This is a genomic window from Variimorphobacter saccharofermentans, assembly GCF_014174405.1.
GTDB lineage: Bacteria > Bacillota > Clostridia > Lachnospirales > Lachnospiraceae > Mobilitalea > Mobilitalea saccharofermentans.
The window spans coordinates 2842804-2856534 of sequence record NZ_JACEGA010000001.1 but is presented as its reverse complement, the minus strand read 5'-3'; the positions used below and the strand labels follow the sequence as shown (position 1 = coordinate 2856534).

Annotated in this window: 13 protein-coding genes; 10 read left to right on the top strand and 3 right to left on the bottom strand. The window is 38.2% G+C overall.

Annotated features, from left to right (window positions below; genetic code table 11):
- Positions 1 to 8: 8 nt before the first annotated feature.
- From H0486_RS12520 to H0486_RS12490, 7 genes are all read left to right on the top strand, one after another.
- On the top strand, positions 9 to 278 hold the full coding sequence (locus H0486_RS12520) for a hypothetical protein (RefSeq protein WP_228353316.1): 270 nt from the start codon (positions 9 to 11) through the stop codon (positions 276 to 278).
- 99 nt (positions 279 to 377) lie between these two features.
- The gene (locus H0486_RS12515) at positions 378 to 1412 is read left to right on the top strand and encodes a DUF2953 domain-containing protein (RefSeq protein ID WP_228353315.1); all 1035 of its coding nucleotides are present in this window, start codon (positions 378 to 380) and stop codon (positions 1410 to 1412) included.
- Entirely contained in the window at positions 1413 to 1817 is a 405-nt protein-coding gene (locus H0486_RS12510) for a GerW family sporulation protein (protein ID WP_228353314.1), read from the top strand. It abuts the gene before it with no gap.
- Between the two features lie 143 nt (positions 1818 to 1960).
- Positions 1961 to 2146 (top strand): 50S ribosomal protein L28, encoded by a 186-nt coding sequence (rpmB, locus tag H0486_RS12505; RefSeq protein WP_228353313.1) that lies wholly within the window; start codon positions 1961 to 1963, stop codon positions 2144 to 2146.
- Between the two features lie 426 nt (positions 2147 to 2572).
- Positions 2573 to 2929, top strand: a complete 357-nt coding sequence (locus H0486_RS12500) for an Asp23/Gls24 family envelope stress response protein (protein WP_228353312.1) — start codon at positions 2573 to 2575, stop codon at positions 2927 to 2929.
- Between the two features lie 35 nt (positions 2930 to 2964).
- Positions 2965 to 4641: a DAK2 domain-containing protein gene (locus H0486_RS12495; protein ID WP_228353311.1), complete on the top strand. Its 1677-nt coding sequence runs from the start codon at positions 2965 to 2967 to the stop codon at positions 4639 to 4641.
- Between the two features lie 176 nt (positions 4642 to 4817).
- Complete coding sequence (locus H0486_RS12490) at positions 4818 to 5360, top strand: DUF1653 domain-containing protein (RefSeq protein ID WP_228353310.1); 543 nt, start codon at positions 4818 to 4820, stop codon at positions 5358 to 5360.
- Positions 5361 to 5770: 410 nt separating this feature from the next.
- Here H0486_RS12490 and H0486_RS12485 read toward each other — a convergent pair whose 3' ends face one another.
- The 3 genes from H0486_RS12485 to H0486_RS12475 are packed head-to-tail and all read right to left on the bottom strand — an operon-like array spanning position 5771 to position 7647.
- The gene (locus tag H0486_RS12485) at positions 5771 to 6556 is read right to left on the bottom strand and encodes a hypothetical protein (RefSeq protein WP_228353309.1); all 786 of its coding nucleotides are present in this window, start codon (positions 6554 to 6556) and stop codon (positions 5771 to 5773) included.
- On the bottom strand, positions 6550 to 7248 hold the full coding sequence (locus tag H0486_RS12480; protein ID WP_228353308.1) for an ABC transporter ATP-binding protein: 699 nt from the start codon (positions 7246 to 7248) through the stop codon (positions 6550 to 6552). The genes H0486_RS12485 and H0486_RS12480 overlap by 7 nt, the downstream gene beginning before the upstream one ends.
- Positions 7249 to 7269: 21 nt before the next feature.
- Complete coding sequence (locus H0486_RS12475; protein WP_228353307.1) at positions 7270 to 7647, bottom strand: GntR family transcriptional regulator; 378 nt, start codon at positions 7645 to 7647, stop codon at positions 7270 to 7272.
- A gap of 392 nt (positions 7648 to 8039) precedes the next feature.
- Between H0486_RS12475 and recG the strand changes: the two genes are divergently transcribed.
- From recG to H0486_RS12460, 3 genes are all read left to right on the top strand, one after another.
- Entirely contained in the window at positions 8040 to 10091 is a 2052-nt protein-coding gene (gene recG / locus H0486_RS12470) for an ATP-dependent DNA helicase RecG (RefSeq protein ID WP_408647605.1), read from the top strand.
- A 458-nt stretch (positions 10092 to 10549) separates the two neighbouring features.
- Complete coding sequence (locus tag H0486_RS12465; RefSeq protein WP_228353305.1) at positions 10550 to 12256, top strand: GspE/PulE family protein; 1707 nt, start codon at positions 10550 to 10552, stop codon at positions 12254 to 12256.
- 211 nt (positions 12257 to 12467) lie between these two features.
- Positions 12468 to 13685: a type II secretion system F family protein gene (locus H0486_RS12460; RefSeq protein WP_228353304.1), complete on the top strand. Its 1218-nt coding sequence runs from the start codon at positions 12468 to 12470 to the stop codon at positions 13683 to 13685.
- Positions 13686 to 13731: the final 46 nt, after the last annotated feature.

Genomic DNA, 13731 nt, shown 5'->3' with positions numbered 1-13731 from the left:
GAAATAAAATGAGAAAGAGTAAGAAAAAAGCAATTGCTTCCATTAACAACAGGGAAGCTACCTTTGGGGTTTATTGTATCGCATTTGCCTCAAATCCAGGAAATCTATTTGATATTATGGATGCGAATGAGCTCTTATTTCCTCATTACAGCAAATACGATATACGGATTGCCGGACTTGCGAAAGGTAAAGAAGAAGCATTGGAGCTTGTGGTAGATATGCTTATGGAGGTTTACCGTGAGACAGGAGATTTTGATGTAAGAACCTACTTTACATAAGGATTAATGTATAATTAGGGTGTCAAAAGTATTGATAGGTAATTGAAGGAACGTTGATTTAGAACTATATCATGAAAAGATGGGCGGTAGATACGGTAAATGCTACATATAATTCTAATGATATTAAAAATAATCGGGATACTCCTTCTTAGCTTGCTCGGTTTATTACTGTTTACCCTGCTTCTGATCCTGCTGGTACCAATTCGATATAAAGTGGCATTGGAACATGGAGAAGCGTTTGATATGGAGGGCAGGGCAAGCTGGTTGTTGCATTTTATTCATGCGAAGTTTACCCATCATGCAGGAAAACCCCATATCCAAATCAGAATATTCGGATTCTTATTTTATGATAGTGACAAGCCAAGGAAAACTAGAGCAAAGAAAAAGAAAGCCTTTGCTCGTAACGCTTCCAAGAAAAGAAATCAAACCAATAAGAATATACAAGAACCTGTAACGCAGTATGCAGACACGGATAGTTCAGAATTACCGACCGATCGTGCGCAGCAACTCCTGTCAGATACGGCAGATGATTATGATGCTGAGAAACAGTATCACAAATATGAAGACAAATCGGACATAATAGGAATTGACAAGGCATTAAATGATGATGATCTAAGGAAAGATAAAAAGAAAAGAAAAAGACAGCCAATATTCCGAAGAATCATTCAGAAGCTGTGCTGTTTGAAGGAAAAGCTGATGGCTTTCGTTCGAAGCATAAAGGAAAAGCTAATACAGTTCTTTCAATCAGTACGTAATATTAAGAATAAGATTAGCTTGATTTATGAATTTATTCAGGATGAGATTAACCGGGAAGGTTTTCAAGTAACCTATGCAAGCTTAAAGAAGCTGTTAAAACATATATTACCCAGAAAGCTTCAAACCATAGTTGTATTCGGAACAGGTGATCCATGTTCCACAGGACAAGTCTTAGGATTGTTATCCATACTTTATAGCTTTTATGGGGATAAGATACAGATCACACCGGACTTTGAGCAGGCAAGGCTGGAAGGAAAACATGATGCCAGAGGAAGAATAAGATTAGCTACAATACTTATAATAGTAATTAAGCTTATGTTAGATATTAGATTTAAACGGTTAAAGAAAAATATTCAATTATTAAAGGAGGCGTTATAAATGGCAGATAATAATTTTAATGCAACGGTTGAATCACTATTCCGTGGAATGGACAGTTTTTTATCCACTAAGACAGTGGTAGGTGACGCTGTAAAATTTGATGATGGAACAATTATATTACCTTTAGTTGAGGTTAGTTTTGGAGTTGCAGCAGGCGCATTCGCAGGTGAGAAAAAGAATAATGCAAGCGGTGGTATGGGGGGTAAGATTACTCCCAGCTCAGTTCTTGTAATTCAGGATGGTACAACCAAGCTGGTTAACATTAAGAATCAGGATACTGTAACCAAAGTACTTGATATGGTACCTGATATCATCAATAAGTTTGGTAAGGGAAAAAAGAAGGATGATAATGTAGACAGTAAGGTGGAGGAAGTACTGAAAAACCAAACCGAAGAGACCATATAAACAACACCCATCATTTTATAGACAAAATTCTGCTTGCATTATAAAATATATTCTGGTAGAATAATTATGTTTGTAGGGTCAATAGGTCCTATATGTAGATGAGTGAATGTTTTATTCACAATATACCTAAGGAGGTGCTTTCGGTGGCTAAATGTTCAATATGTGATAAAGGTGCTCACTTTGGAATCGCTGTGAGTCATTCTCATAGAAGATCAAATAAGATGTGGAAATCTAATGTGAAATCCGTTAAGGTTAATGTTAACGGCGCAGCAAGAAAAATGTATGTTTGTACTTCCTGTCTTAGATCCGGCAAAGTAGAACGCGCATAAGGAAAGTGATGGGTGTCAGGGGATCTTGACACCCACTTTTTTTCAGAACAATGGATGGTATCATTTGAAACATTTTCATTTCTTAATATCAGAAGTGGCGAATCAAATGTTTCAATTACAGAATAAATTATAACCAAGCAATAGGCATAGAATTATAATACATATTGCCAGAATTCCGTTGGTAATGAAAAGCATAATAGTCATTCCGATGGCAATCCAAAAAAGAATAAACCCTATCATTCTCTTCATAATTGTCACTTCCAATCCTTGATCGTAGTAATATATATTATGCGGGTTTCGAGAAGGTTATCTCAAAATATAATCAAAATGAATCGGAATATTAATAATTGCTTATCAAATAATAATATAGAGGTATCAAAGCAGAAGTATCCACTGTGAAATAGTTAAATAGATAGGAGGGTTAATATGAAAGGACATATGAATACAGATATTGGAGATATAGTTATTGATAACGATGTACTCGCTAAATATGCCGGTGCATCAGCCGTAGAGTGTTTTGGAGTAGTAGGAATGGCATCTGTTAACATGAAAGATGGTATTGTAAAACTACTCAAACGTGAAAGCTTAAGTCATGGTGTCAATGTATCAATTGAAGATAATAAAATAACGATCGACTTGCATATTATCGTTTCCTATGGAGTTAGTATTTCTGCTGTAGCTGATAATCTTATCAGCAATGTGAAATATAATGTTGAAGAATTCTCAGGACTTGAGGTTAAAAAAATCAATATTTTTGTTGAAGGTGTCAGAGTAATTGACTGATTCTGAGATGAACAACGTTTAAGGAGGAAGTACCAGTGGTTATTAAGACGATAGATGCAAAAACCCTGAAAAAGATGTTTCTTGCTGGAGCTTCGAGTATCGAAGCAAAAAAGGAATATATAAATGAGTTGAATGTATTCCCCGTACCAGATGGAGATACAGGCACAAATATGACGCTAACCATAATGTCAGCTGTGAAGGAAGTGAATGCTCTTTCTGACCCTTCGATTGAAGAATTAGCAAAAGCTATTTCCGGTGGATCTCTTCGTGGAGCAAGAGGTAATTCAGGAGTAATTCTATCACAGTTGTTCCGTGGATTTACGAAGGAGATTAAAGACTATAAGGAAATCAACGTTACAATTATGAGCAATGCGTTTCAGAAGGCTGTTGAGACAGCGTATCGTGCTGTTATGAAACCTAAGGAAGGAACGATCCTGACGGTTGCCAGAGGTGGTGCTGAGCGAGCAGCACAATTAGTATCAGAGACGGATGATTTGGTATATTTCGGAAAAGAAGTGATTGCGCATATGGAAACAGTACTGAAGAATACTCCGGAACTTTTACCGGTGTTAAAGGAAGCCGGTGTTGTGGATTCAGGAGGACAGGGACTCTTAGAAATAGTTAAGGGAGCATATGATGCATTACTTGGTAAAGAAGTATCCCTTGACAATATTACTTCGAATAATCTCCCGTCAACTGGTATCAATATTGAACGTATTTCAACGGAAGATATCAAATTTGGTTATTGTACAGAGTTTATAATCATGCTGGAAAAGGAATACAGCCAGAAGACAGAAGAAGAGTTTAAGACCTATTTGGAATCCATTGGTGATTCTTTGGTGGTTGTTTCGGATGACGATATCGTAAAGGTTCACGTACATACGAATGACCCCGGATTAGCAATTCAGAAGGCGTTGACGTATGGATCCTTAACCCGTATGAAGATTGATAATATGCGGGAAGAGCATAATGAGAAAGTTATAAAAGATGCAGAAAAAGCCGCCGCTGAGCAAAAGAAGCAGGAAGAGAAAGCGGTTGAAAATAAACCTAGAAAGAAAGTCGGATTTATCGCTGTATCCATGGGCGAAGGACTGGATGAGATATTTACCGGATTGGGTGTTGATTACATCATCAAAGGTGGTCAGACCATGAACCCAAGTACGGAGGATATGCTGAATGCGATTAGCAAAGTAAATGCAGATAATATATTTATCTTACCGAATAATGGGAATATTATTCTTGCAGCAGATCAGGCAAAGCACCTGACCGAGGATAAGAATATCTATGTTATCCCTTCTAAAACCATACCTCAGGGTATTACGGCTGTGATTAATTTCGTATATGATAAATCACCGGAAGAAAATGCAGCCAGGATGACAGAAGAAATGAAAAAAGTGAAATCCGGTCAGGTGACTTATGCAGTAAGAGATACCAGCATTGATGGTAAAGAGATTAAGCAGGGTAATATTATGGGAATCGGTGAGAAAACCATACTTTCCGTAGGAAGTGATGTCAAGGAGACCACGCTGGAGCTTATTCAAAGCCTGGCAGATGATGAGTCCGAGCTCATCAGTCTGTATTATGGTGAGGATATCAATGAAGAGGAAGCCAATCTGCTTGGAGATGAAATTATGAGTGCTTACCCTGATCTGGATGTAGAAGTTCATTATGGTGGTCAACCAATATATTATTATGTTATTTCAGTGGAATAAGTTTACAAGTTCGAGAATAAGTGATATGATTTTAGTGGTTCGTATTTTTGCGAACCACTATTTTATTCAATTGAAATGACCTGGTTATAAAAGTATAGAGAGTGTGTTTCTATTTAGTAATATTTTAATGCATTAGTAATTAATTCGCTGATGTTCAGACTTGAGGGAGGATTGTAATGGGAGACAGTAATAAAATACCGGCGCCGGGTGAAATCTATTATGTAAAGGATAAACCCTATCAAATAATTACGATTGCGGTTCATACGCATACATCAGAAAAAATGGTGGTATATCAGGAATTATTCGGTGAGTTCCGTTTTCTGGTGCAACCATTGAAGCTTTATATGGAGGAACGCTATCAAAGTGATTTAACGGTAGTTAAGGATGATATACATGAAGCAGATCCGCAGAAGCAAGTATCTACCATGAATTCAGGCATACCAGCATCAACTGATACAAATGTGTCGTCTCAAGATATTCATCAGGATAATATGGATCCAGTAAGTAATCTGTTGCTTCAATTCTTAGATGCAAGCTCATATCGAAAAAAACTGGAAATTCTGACCTCCAACCGGAAACATATAAATGACCGTATTATTAATGATATGGCGATTTCTTTGGATTGTACGGTGGATGAAGGTCCTTTGGAGGAGCGTATTCAGGAGCTGATCGTTTGTCTGGAAGCCATGAGTCGATTTGAAGATAGAAGATTACGTTAATCATGAAGTGCCGCTGCACAATATAACATAACAGAAGGGAGTATGACTTACCTCACACACAGACGGAAGTACATTTTACTGATTTTGTATGTCTCAGGTGAACATAAATATTCACCTGTTTCATACAAAATACAGCAACATGTTCTTCCGACAGTGTATTATGGTAATTCACAATCCCTGCATAATATAACATAACAGAAGGGAGTATGACTTACCTCACACACAGACGGAAGTACATTTTACTGATTTTGCATGTCTCAGGTGAACATAAATATTCACCTGTTTCATACAAAATACAGCAACATGTTCTTCCGACAGTGTATTATGGTAAGTCATACTCCCTTCTGTTATTTATATTGTGCAGCGGCCTTTTCAACAACCAGGGGTAGTAGTGGAGCGTGTTCTTTCGATTATTCAAGATTAAGCTTCTTACTGAAGATGAAATGTGTTACAACATAATATATAATACTTAATAGGATGACTAACAATAACGTTAATGGCATTGCTATTTGAGGTAATACAGAAAACTCATACATCCTTTTCTCAAATACACTAGCACCGACTACTAGGAGTATTGTGCCAATAAATTGAAGTACAATGTTAATGATAATATAGGCAGCGATACCACCCAGTATTTTATATCTGTTAAGCAATTGACCGATTGCAATGGACATATAGACCTTTAAAATATTATTAATGATACTAAATAGAGTTAATAGTATAAGCTCTGTGTAGAATAGAGCGGCATTTGCATCTAAAGTCGATATTATTTCGGAGAATATCCTTCGAAGTTCTCTTATTATATCGGCAAAGGCGTTAGGAGTAATCAGTAATGCAAATACTGATGTACACACTGCTACAATACTGGCTATGATCCATATAGTAGAAGCAAACATTTTCGCATTAATTAACTGATGTGTTTTTACTGGTAATGTAAACATCAAATATCCTTCATCTGAAATCAGATTCTTATAAAATCGGATAATCAGCATAACAATTGTTACGACTACAATTGCGATCAGGGAAATGACATAAAGGGTTGTAAGCATACCGGGAATAAAAAACATAATACCTTCGAAGACATCAAGATTAAGTACAATCCGGTCCATTATCGTTAATACTACAATTACAACATACAAAGGCAATAATAATCTTGCTGTTGCTTTCATTTCATGTTTAAATAGTTTACCTAACATCTGAATACCTCCCTGAACAATGTATCGATGGATTTGCCTTCCTTAACACGAATATCATCTACAGAAGAATGCAAAGTAACAAAGCCATCTTTGATAAATACAACTTCATCCAATATCTTTTCAATATCAGAGATTAAATGTGTGGATATGAGAACAGTAGCATTCTCATTGTAATTGGACAATATAGTATTCAGGATATAATCTCTGGCAGCAGGGTCAACACCACCGATTGGTTCGTCAAGGCAGTATAAATCCGCATTACGACTCATGACAAGAATCAGTTGAACCTTTTCTTTGGTTCCTTTTGATAAGGTCTTCATACGTTTGCTTGGATCCAAATGAAGGCGATCTAGCATGTCATAGGCTCTTTTCTTATCAAAATCCTGATAAAAATCCTGAAAAAATGCAATTGCATCAGAGATCCGCATCCATTCCGGCAGGTATGTTCTCTCCGGCAGATAAGATACGATCTTTTTCGTTTCTGATCCAGGCTGGTAGCCGTTAACCAATAGTGTGCCACCATCCGGCACTAATAGACCATTAATTAATTTAATTAAAGTCGTTTTCCCACTCCCATTTGGACCCAGGAGTCCGATTATCCTACCCCGTTCCAAAGTCAGGTTAACATTATTCAGGGCTGTGAGATTTGAAAAACTTTTTGTCAGCGATTTACACTCTAAAATAGCATTCATTTTACTTAACTCCCATCTGCGTTAACGCTTATATTCTTCATTCTTTACAAAATCAGTTACCAAAGTTACTGTTTCATCCGGTTCAATTCCAAGCTGTTTCATTTTCTCGATAAACTCAAATACCAGATCCTTAGCGGAGGTCATTTTTAATTTTTTAATCATGGTCTCATCCGAGGTAATATATCGTCCGCTGGTTCGATTAGTGTAAATGAGTCCGGTTCTTTCGAGTTCTGCCAGGGCTTTTTGCATTGTATTTGGATTGACCGTTGCTTCCGCTGCTAAATCTCTGACAGAAGGAAGCTTATCACCTGGTTTAAATTGACCTGAGATTATTCCTGCTTGTATTTGTTCAATCAGCTGGATATAAACAGGTCGTTCACTATCAAGATCCCATTGCATTTTAATTCTCCTTTCAAAAGTTGTATTACTGTATTAATGTACTAAGTGGTTAATACAATAATACAACTACTTCTTAGATATGTCAATACTCTTTTTAAAAAAATTTTATAATGAGATAATGGTTCATCTAGAGCTGGAAATATATCCATAGCAGAGCATTTGTACTAGTCGGTACTTAGGCTCTGCTCCTTGAAGCCTTATATACCGTTACTAAGTACAATTAAGCGAAAGCGGCTTTGCGAAGGATATATTTCCGCTCTGAGTGGACTGTAACATTGTGAGCTATAATATTTTTTTGCTTTTCCATTGTACTTATATGATTTATAATGAGATTATTCGAATACTCTTATGAATAATATTACAGAAGTTTTCCTATATAGATATGCAATGCTATGGGAGGTGGATCTTTGGAAGCGAGTGACAAGATTAAAGTAATTAAAGGAATTGGGGATAAGACAGAGAAGGTATTTCATAAGCTGGGAATAGAAACGGTACAGGATTTGCTGGAACATTACCCCAGAGGTTATGAGGAATTTGAAAGACCTGTTCCCATTTCTTCTTTGACAGAGGGGATTACAGCATCAATTGAAGCAGGAATAGCGATGACACCCAAGTTAAAAAAGGTCCGAAATCTGCAGATAGTTAATGTACAGGTGAAGGATTCCTCTGCCTCCATGTATCTCACATGGTTTAACATGCCATTCTTACAGAAATCCTTGCGCTCCGGTTATCATTATATATTCCGGGGTAAAGTGGTACGTAAGAATGGAGTCCTGGTTATGGAGCAACCGGGTATTTACCAGAAGGAGAGCTATTATAAATTATTAAGGATATTACAGCCAGTCTATCCTCTTACCGAAGGGTTGACGAATAATATGGTAACAAAGGCAGTGAAGCAGATATTGTCAGAGCTGTCCTTTGCTAAGGATTATATTCCAAAATCAATCACCAGAGAATATGGACTGATGGATCGTACCAAGGCTATTAGGGAGGTACATTTTCCGAAGGATCGCGACAGTATGATGAATGCCCGGCAGCGCTTGGTGTTTGATGAGTTTTTCCTGTATATTCTGGCACTTAGGAAACTGAAAGAGAAAAGAACACAACAGCATTCCGAATATCGGATGCAGGAATGTGAGGAATGTGATCAGCTGATCAGACAATTCCCTTATCAATTGACCAATGCACAGCTACGAGTATGGCAAGAGGTGAAGCATGATTTACAGGGTGATTTTGTGATGAACCGCTTAATTCAGGGTGATGTTGGTTCCGGTAAAACGGTACTTGCCATTTTGGCATTACTTATGGCGGCCAAGAATGGTTATCAGGCTTGTATGATGGTACCAACAGAAGTTCTTGCAAAGCAGCATTATAAGTCCCTGACGGAAATGCTTGTGAGCTTTGGCATCAGAACCTGTCTTTTAGTTGGATCAATGACTGCGAAAGAGAAGAGGGAGACATATGAAACCATAAAGTCCCATTCAGTGGATTTGATTATTGGAACCCATGCATTGATTCAGGAGAAGGTGGAGTATGACAATCTGGCTTTAGTGATTACGGACGAGCAGCACCGATTTGGTGTAAAGCAACGAGAAGCCTTAATGAATAAGGGAGGACATCCCCATGTTCTTGTAATGAGCGCAACACCCATACCCAGAACTCTGGCAATCATACTCTATGGCGATCTAGATATTTCCATTGTGGATGAGCTGCCGGCAAAACGATTACCCATTAAGAACTGCGTCGTAGATACGAATTACCGGCCGAATGCCTATCGTTTCATTGATAAGCAGGTGGCAGAGGGAAGACAGGCTTATGTAATATGCCCTATGGTAGAGGAAAGTGATGAAATAGAAGCAGAAAATGTTATGGAATATACGGATAGATTAAGAGAAACACTTGCTACCCAGGTAGTAGTAGAGTATTTACATGGTAAGATGAAACCAAAAGAGAAAAATGATGTTATGGAGCGTTTTGCCAATGGAGAAATCCATGTACTGGTCTCTACAACGGTAGTGGAGGTTGGTGTCAATGTGCCCAATGCCACAGTTATGATGGTAGAGAATGCAGAGCGCTTTGGGTTGGCACAGCTTCATCAGCTTCGAGGACGTGTTGGACGTGGAGAGTTTCAATCCTATTGCATTTTTGTATGTGGAAGCAGTAGTCGTGATGCATGGGAAAGACTTGAAATTCTCAATAAGTCAAATGACGGCTTCTTCATTGCGGGAGAGGATCTTAAGCTACGAGGGCCCGGTGATATCTTCGGTATCCGACAGAGCGGAGAGATGGAATTCAAGCTGGGAGATATCTTCCAGGATGCAAGCATATTGAAGGCAGCTGCGGATGCTGTAAAGAAGCTGTCAGACCGGGAAGTGGATAAAATCTTTGAAGCGGATCCCGGCTTAGAAAATAAAATACTACATAAAGGGACAGGAACCTTATAATAATTGGATAGGATTTGAAGAGGGCTGCTGCATAATTTATCAGCAGGGATATAGCTTACCTCACACACAGACAAAAGTACCTGTTACTGATTTTGTATGTCACTTGTGAATTGAACATTCGCCTGATTCATATAAGATACAGCAACAAGTTCTTTCAACGGTAAGTTATATTCCTGCAGATATTATGCAGGCAGTCCTCATTTATTGGATTAGAATTATAAGAATACATATGCCGGGGAAAACCCCGGCTATTTATTTACCAGCAAAGCTTGTTCAACAAGCTTCGAGGATTTTACAAGTGAAACTCTGTTTTAGATTTATATATCGATCGTGAACGTATTTATGCTGTAAATAATTAACAAATGCTATTGTAATTTACAATATTTGGATGTAATATAGTTAATACAACTGAGGAGAGAGGTAATTTAACCTTATAAAAAGGCATATTGGAGGGGCTTATGGGAAACTTTAGGGAAAAGAAAAAACTGGGCAATATTTTGCTGGATTCCGGAGTTGTTACTTCGGAACAGCTTGAGAAGGCCCTTGAGGAGCAAAAGCTTAACAAGGGGAAAAAACTGGGAGAGACCCTTGTTGATATGGGTATTACGTCGGAAGTAGAAATAGCATGCGCTTTGACGCAGCAGCTTCATACAGAGTTTGTTACGCTGTCAGAATATAAAATCCCGGATAAGGTTGTCAATCTAATATCAGAACGGGAAATTCTTGATAAGTATGTGGTTATGCCATTTTCCTTTCATCAGGATACTCCCAGTATACTTCGTGTAGCAATGGCGGATCCCATGGATATCGTTGCGATTGATGACTTGAGTATCCTGACAAATTATCAGATTGAACCGGTTATTGCAACACCCTGTGACATTAAATCTGCAATTGATAAGTATTATGGAAATGCAGAGAATAAAAGGATTGCAGACTCTTATGCGATGGAATGGGAAAAGAGACAATATGCGTTGGAAGAATTAGAGGAGAACAATAAACTGGAGGTGAATCGTTCTCCCATAGTCAAGCTGGTACGAAATATGATTGAGCAAGCAGTAAGGCAGCGTGCCAGTGATATTCATATAGAGGCATTGGAGAGAAGAGTTCGAATTCGTTACCGTGTGGATGGGGTATTAAAAGAAGCAGCAGCCTATCAATCCGCTTTATTATCTGCCATCATTGCAAGAATTAAAATTCTTGGAGGAATGGATATAGCGGAAAAAAGGAAGCCCCAGGATGGACGAATTACTATAGAGGTAGACCGAAAGGAGTTCGATATCCGCGTATCCATTCTACCAACCTCCTATGGTGAAAAGGCTGTTATGCGACTTTCGGAGACAAGGATGTTAAATCGCAATAAAGCAGAGTTGGGGCTTACGGATAGTGATCTGATAAAATTCAATCGTTTGCTTCAGACTCCTCATGGGCTGTTATTAGTAACAGGCCCTACAGGAAGTGGAAAATCTACAACCTTATATACGGTATTAAGTGAATTGAATCAAAATGAGGTAAATATTATTACTGTTGAAGATCCGGTAGAAGCAAATATTGATGGAATCAATCAGGTACAAGTGAATACGAAAGCAGATTTAACCTTCGCAACTGCATTACGTGCAATCCTAAGACAGGATCCGGATATCATCATGATTGGGGAAATAAGAGATAGCGAGACGGCCGGAATTGCTGTTAAGGCATCCATAACCGGTCATCTTGTGGTAAGTACATTACATACGAATAGTGCAGCAAGCAGCATTACCCGATTGGTGGATATGGGCATCGAACCGTATTTGATTGGAGATGCAACCATCGGGGTTATCGCACAGCGCCTGGTTAGGAGGTTGTGTGGTTGCAAAAAGGGATACTATGCTACGAAAGAGGAAAGGGAATATCTTAGATGTGATTCTGAGGAACTGCAGCTATATAAACCCGAAGGCTGCATTCATTGTAATGGTACTGGATATCTGGGCAGAATCGGTATTTATGAAATTATGCCGGTTACACAGAAGATACGAAGTATTATTAATCGAAAAGGCTCCTCAGATGAGATCCATCAGGCTGCATTGTCTGAAGGAATGAGTACTTTGTATGTAAATGCAAGGCAGCAGGTGTTGGATGGGGTTACATCATTATCTGAAATGAGACGAATTGCGATAGCAGAGGTATAGGAATTACAGGGATTGATATATGTTACCAATTATTAACAAAATTATAGAATTAGGAACTTTTTTTGTATAAAACATACTCCACATATTGACATGGAAAAATATGTAAGCTAAAATAGAACCATAAATTGATTTACAAAAATTACCATTTACGACAGCGTTAAAAATTAAGGTGCAATATGATACTAAATTCGCATATAAGGAGGAATGGCAGGTGGCAACCTTTGAATATATCTATATAGATGAAAGTGGGAAAAAGAAAAAAGGAAAAATGGAAGCTGCCAGCGAAGATAAACTAATTACGGCTCTGAAAGCAGAAGGAAAGATGCCAATACAGGTGCTTGAACAGAATGTACTGACAAAGGATATTAATCTGGATCTTATCAGCGCTGTAAAATCCAAGGACCTGGCAGTGTTTTGCCGACAGTTTTACAGTATTCTTACAGCAGGAGTGAGTATCGTACATGCGATGGACATGCTTAGTAGTGATACGGAGAATAAGTTATTAAAAGAGGCAATCAAGAAGACGAAGGCAAGTATTGAGAAAGGTGATACTTTATCACAGGCAATGAGTGCACATACCAATATATTTCCAATCTTATTTATCAATATGATGGAAGCAGGTGAGATATCGGGCAGCTTTGAGAACTCCTTACTTCGTATGGCAGAGCATTTTGAAAAGGAAGCAAAATTGAAGGCAGTCATAAAAAAAGCAACAATTTATCCTGTAATTGTTCTTTTCGTCTCTGTCATCGTTGTAGCATTAATGCTGATAAAGGTAATACCGAATTTTATGAGTATGTTTGATGAGATGGAAGTGGAAATGCCTGCTGTCACTACGGCGGTTTTGAAAATAAGTCATGTTGTATCAAAGAATTGGGTGGTGTTCTTATTATTCATATTGGTTCTGATTATAGGGTTTAAACTACTGAAGAGCTCCAAACAGGGAAATGAGTATTTAAGCAGGACAGTATTAAAGCTCCCTCTCATTGGAGATTTGATTATCAAATCCTCTTCAGCAAGGTTTGGAAGAACGTTAAGTACAATGCTGTCAGCCGGAATACCGATCACGATGGCTTTGGAGATTACAGCAAAAAGTATGAGTAACATCATAATCGGACAGGGAATCACAGATTCGATCAAGGAAGTGGAACGAGGGGTGTCACTAGCGGATACTCTGGATTCGGTTCATCGGTTTCCGCCAATGGTAAGTCATCTGATTAGAATCGGAGAACAATCCGGTACAACGGACTCAATGCTGGATAAAATCGCGGAGTATTATGAGGATGAGGTGGAAAGCATTACAGGATCCTTAATAGCGGTACTGGAGCCTTTTATGATTATTGTATTAGCGATTGTAGTCGGGTTTCTATTAATCGCCATGTTTCAGCCCATGATTACTATGTACCAGGGCTTTGACAAATTAGGATAAGGGCTTTGTTCTATTAATGAGAGCAAAGTTTTATCAAATCATAAAT

What these genes read in the sequence shown, in the direction of transcription:
- H0486_RS12520 (WP_228353316.1), top strand. Translation starts at nt 9, where the DNA reads ATGAGAAAGAGTAAGAAAAAAGCAATTGCTTCCATTAACAACAGGGAA.
- H0486_RS12515 (WP_228353315.1), top strand. Translation starts at nt 378, where the DNA reads ATGCTACATATAATTCTAATGATATTAAAAATAATCGGGATACTCCTT.
- H0486_RS12510 (WP_228353314.1), top strand. Translation starts at nt 1,413, where the DNA reads ATGGCAGATAATAATTTTAATGCAACGGTTGAATCACTATTCCGTGGA.
- H0486_RS12500 (WP_228353312.1), top strand. Translation starts at nt 2,573, where the DNA reads ATGAAAGGACATATGAATACAGATATTGGAGATATAGTTATTGATAAC.
- H0486_RS12490 (WP_228353310.1), top strand. Translation starts at nt 4,818, where the DNA reads ATGGGAGACAGTAATAAAATACCGGCGCCGGGTGAAATCTATTATGTA.
- H0486_RS12485 (WP_228353309.1), bottom strand. Translation starts at nt 6,556, where the DNA reads ATGTTAGGTAAACTATTTAAACATGAAATGAAAGCAACAGCAAGATTA.
- H0486_RS12480 (WP_228353308.1), bottom strand. Translation starts at nt 7,248, where the DNA reads ATGAATGCTATTTTAGAGTGTAAATCGCTGACAAAAAGTTTTTCAAAT.
- H0486_RS12475 (WP_228353307.1), bottom strand. Translation starts at nt 7,647, where the DNA reads ATGCAATGGGATCTTGATAGTGAACGACCTGTTTATATCCAGCTGATT.
- recG (WP_408647605.1), top strand. Translation starts at nt 8,040, where the DNA reads ATGGGAGGTGGATCTTTGGAAGCGAGTGACAAGATTAAAGTAATTAAA.
- H0486_RS12465 (WP_228353305.1), top strand. Translation starts at nt 10,550, where the DNA reads ATGGGAAACTTTAGGGAAAAGAAAAAACTGGGCAATATTTTGCTGGAT.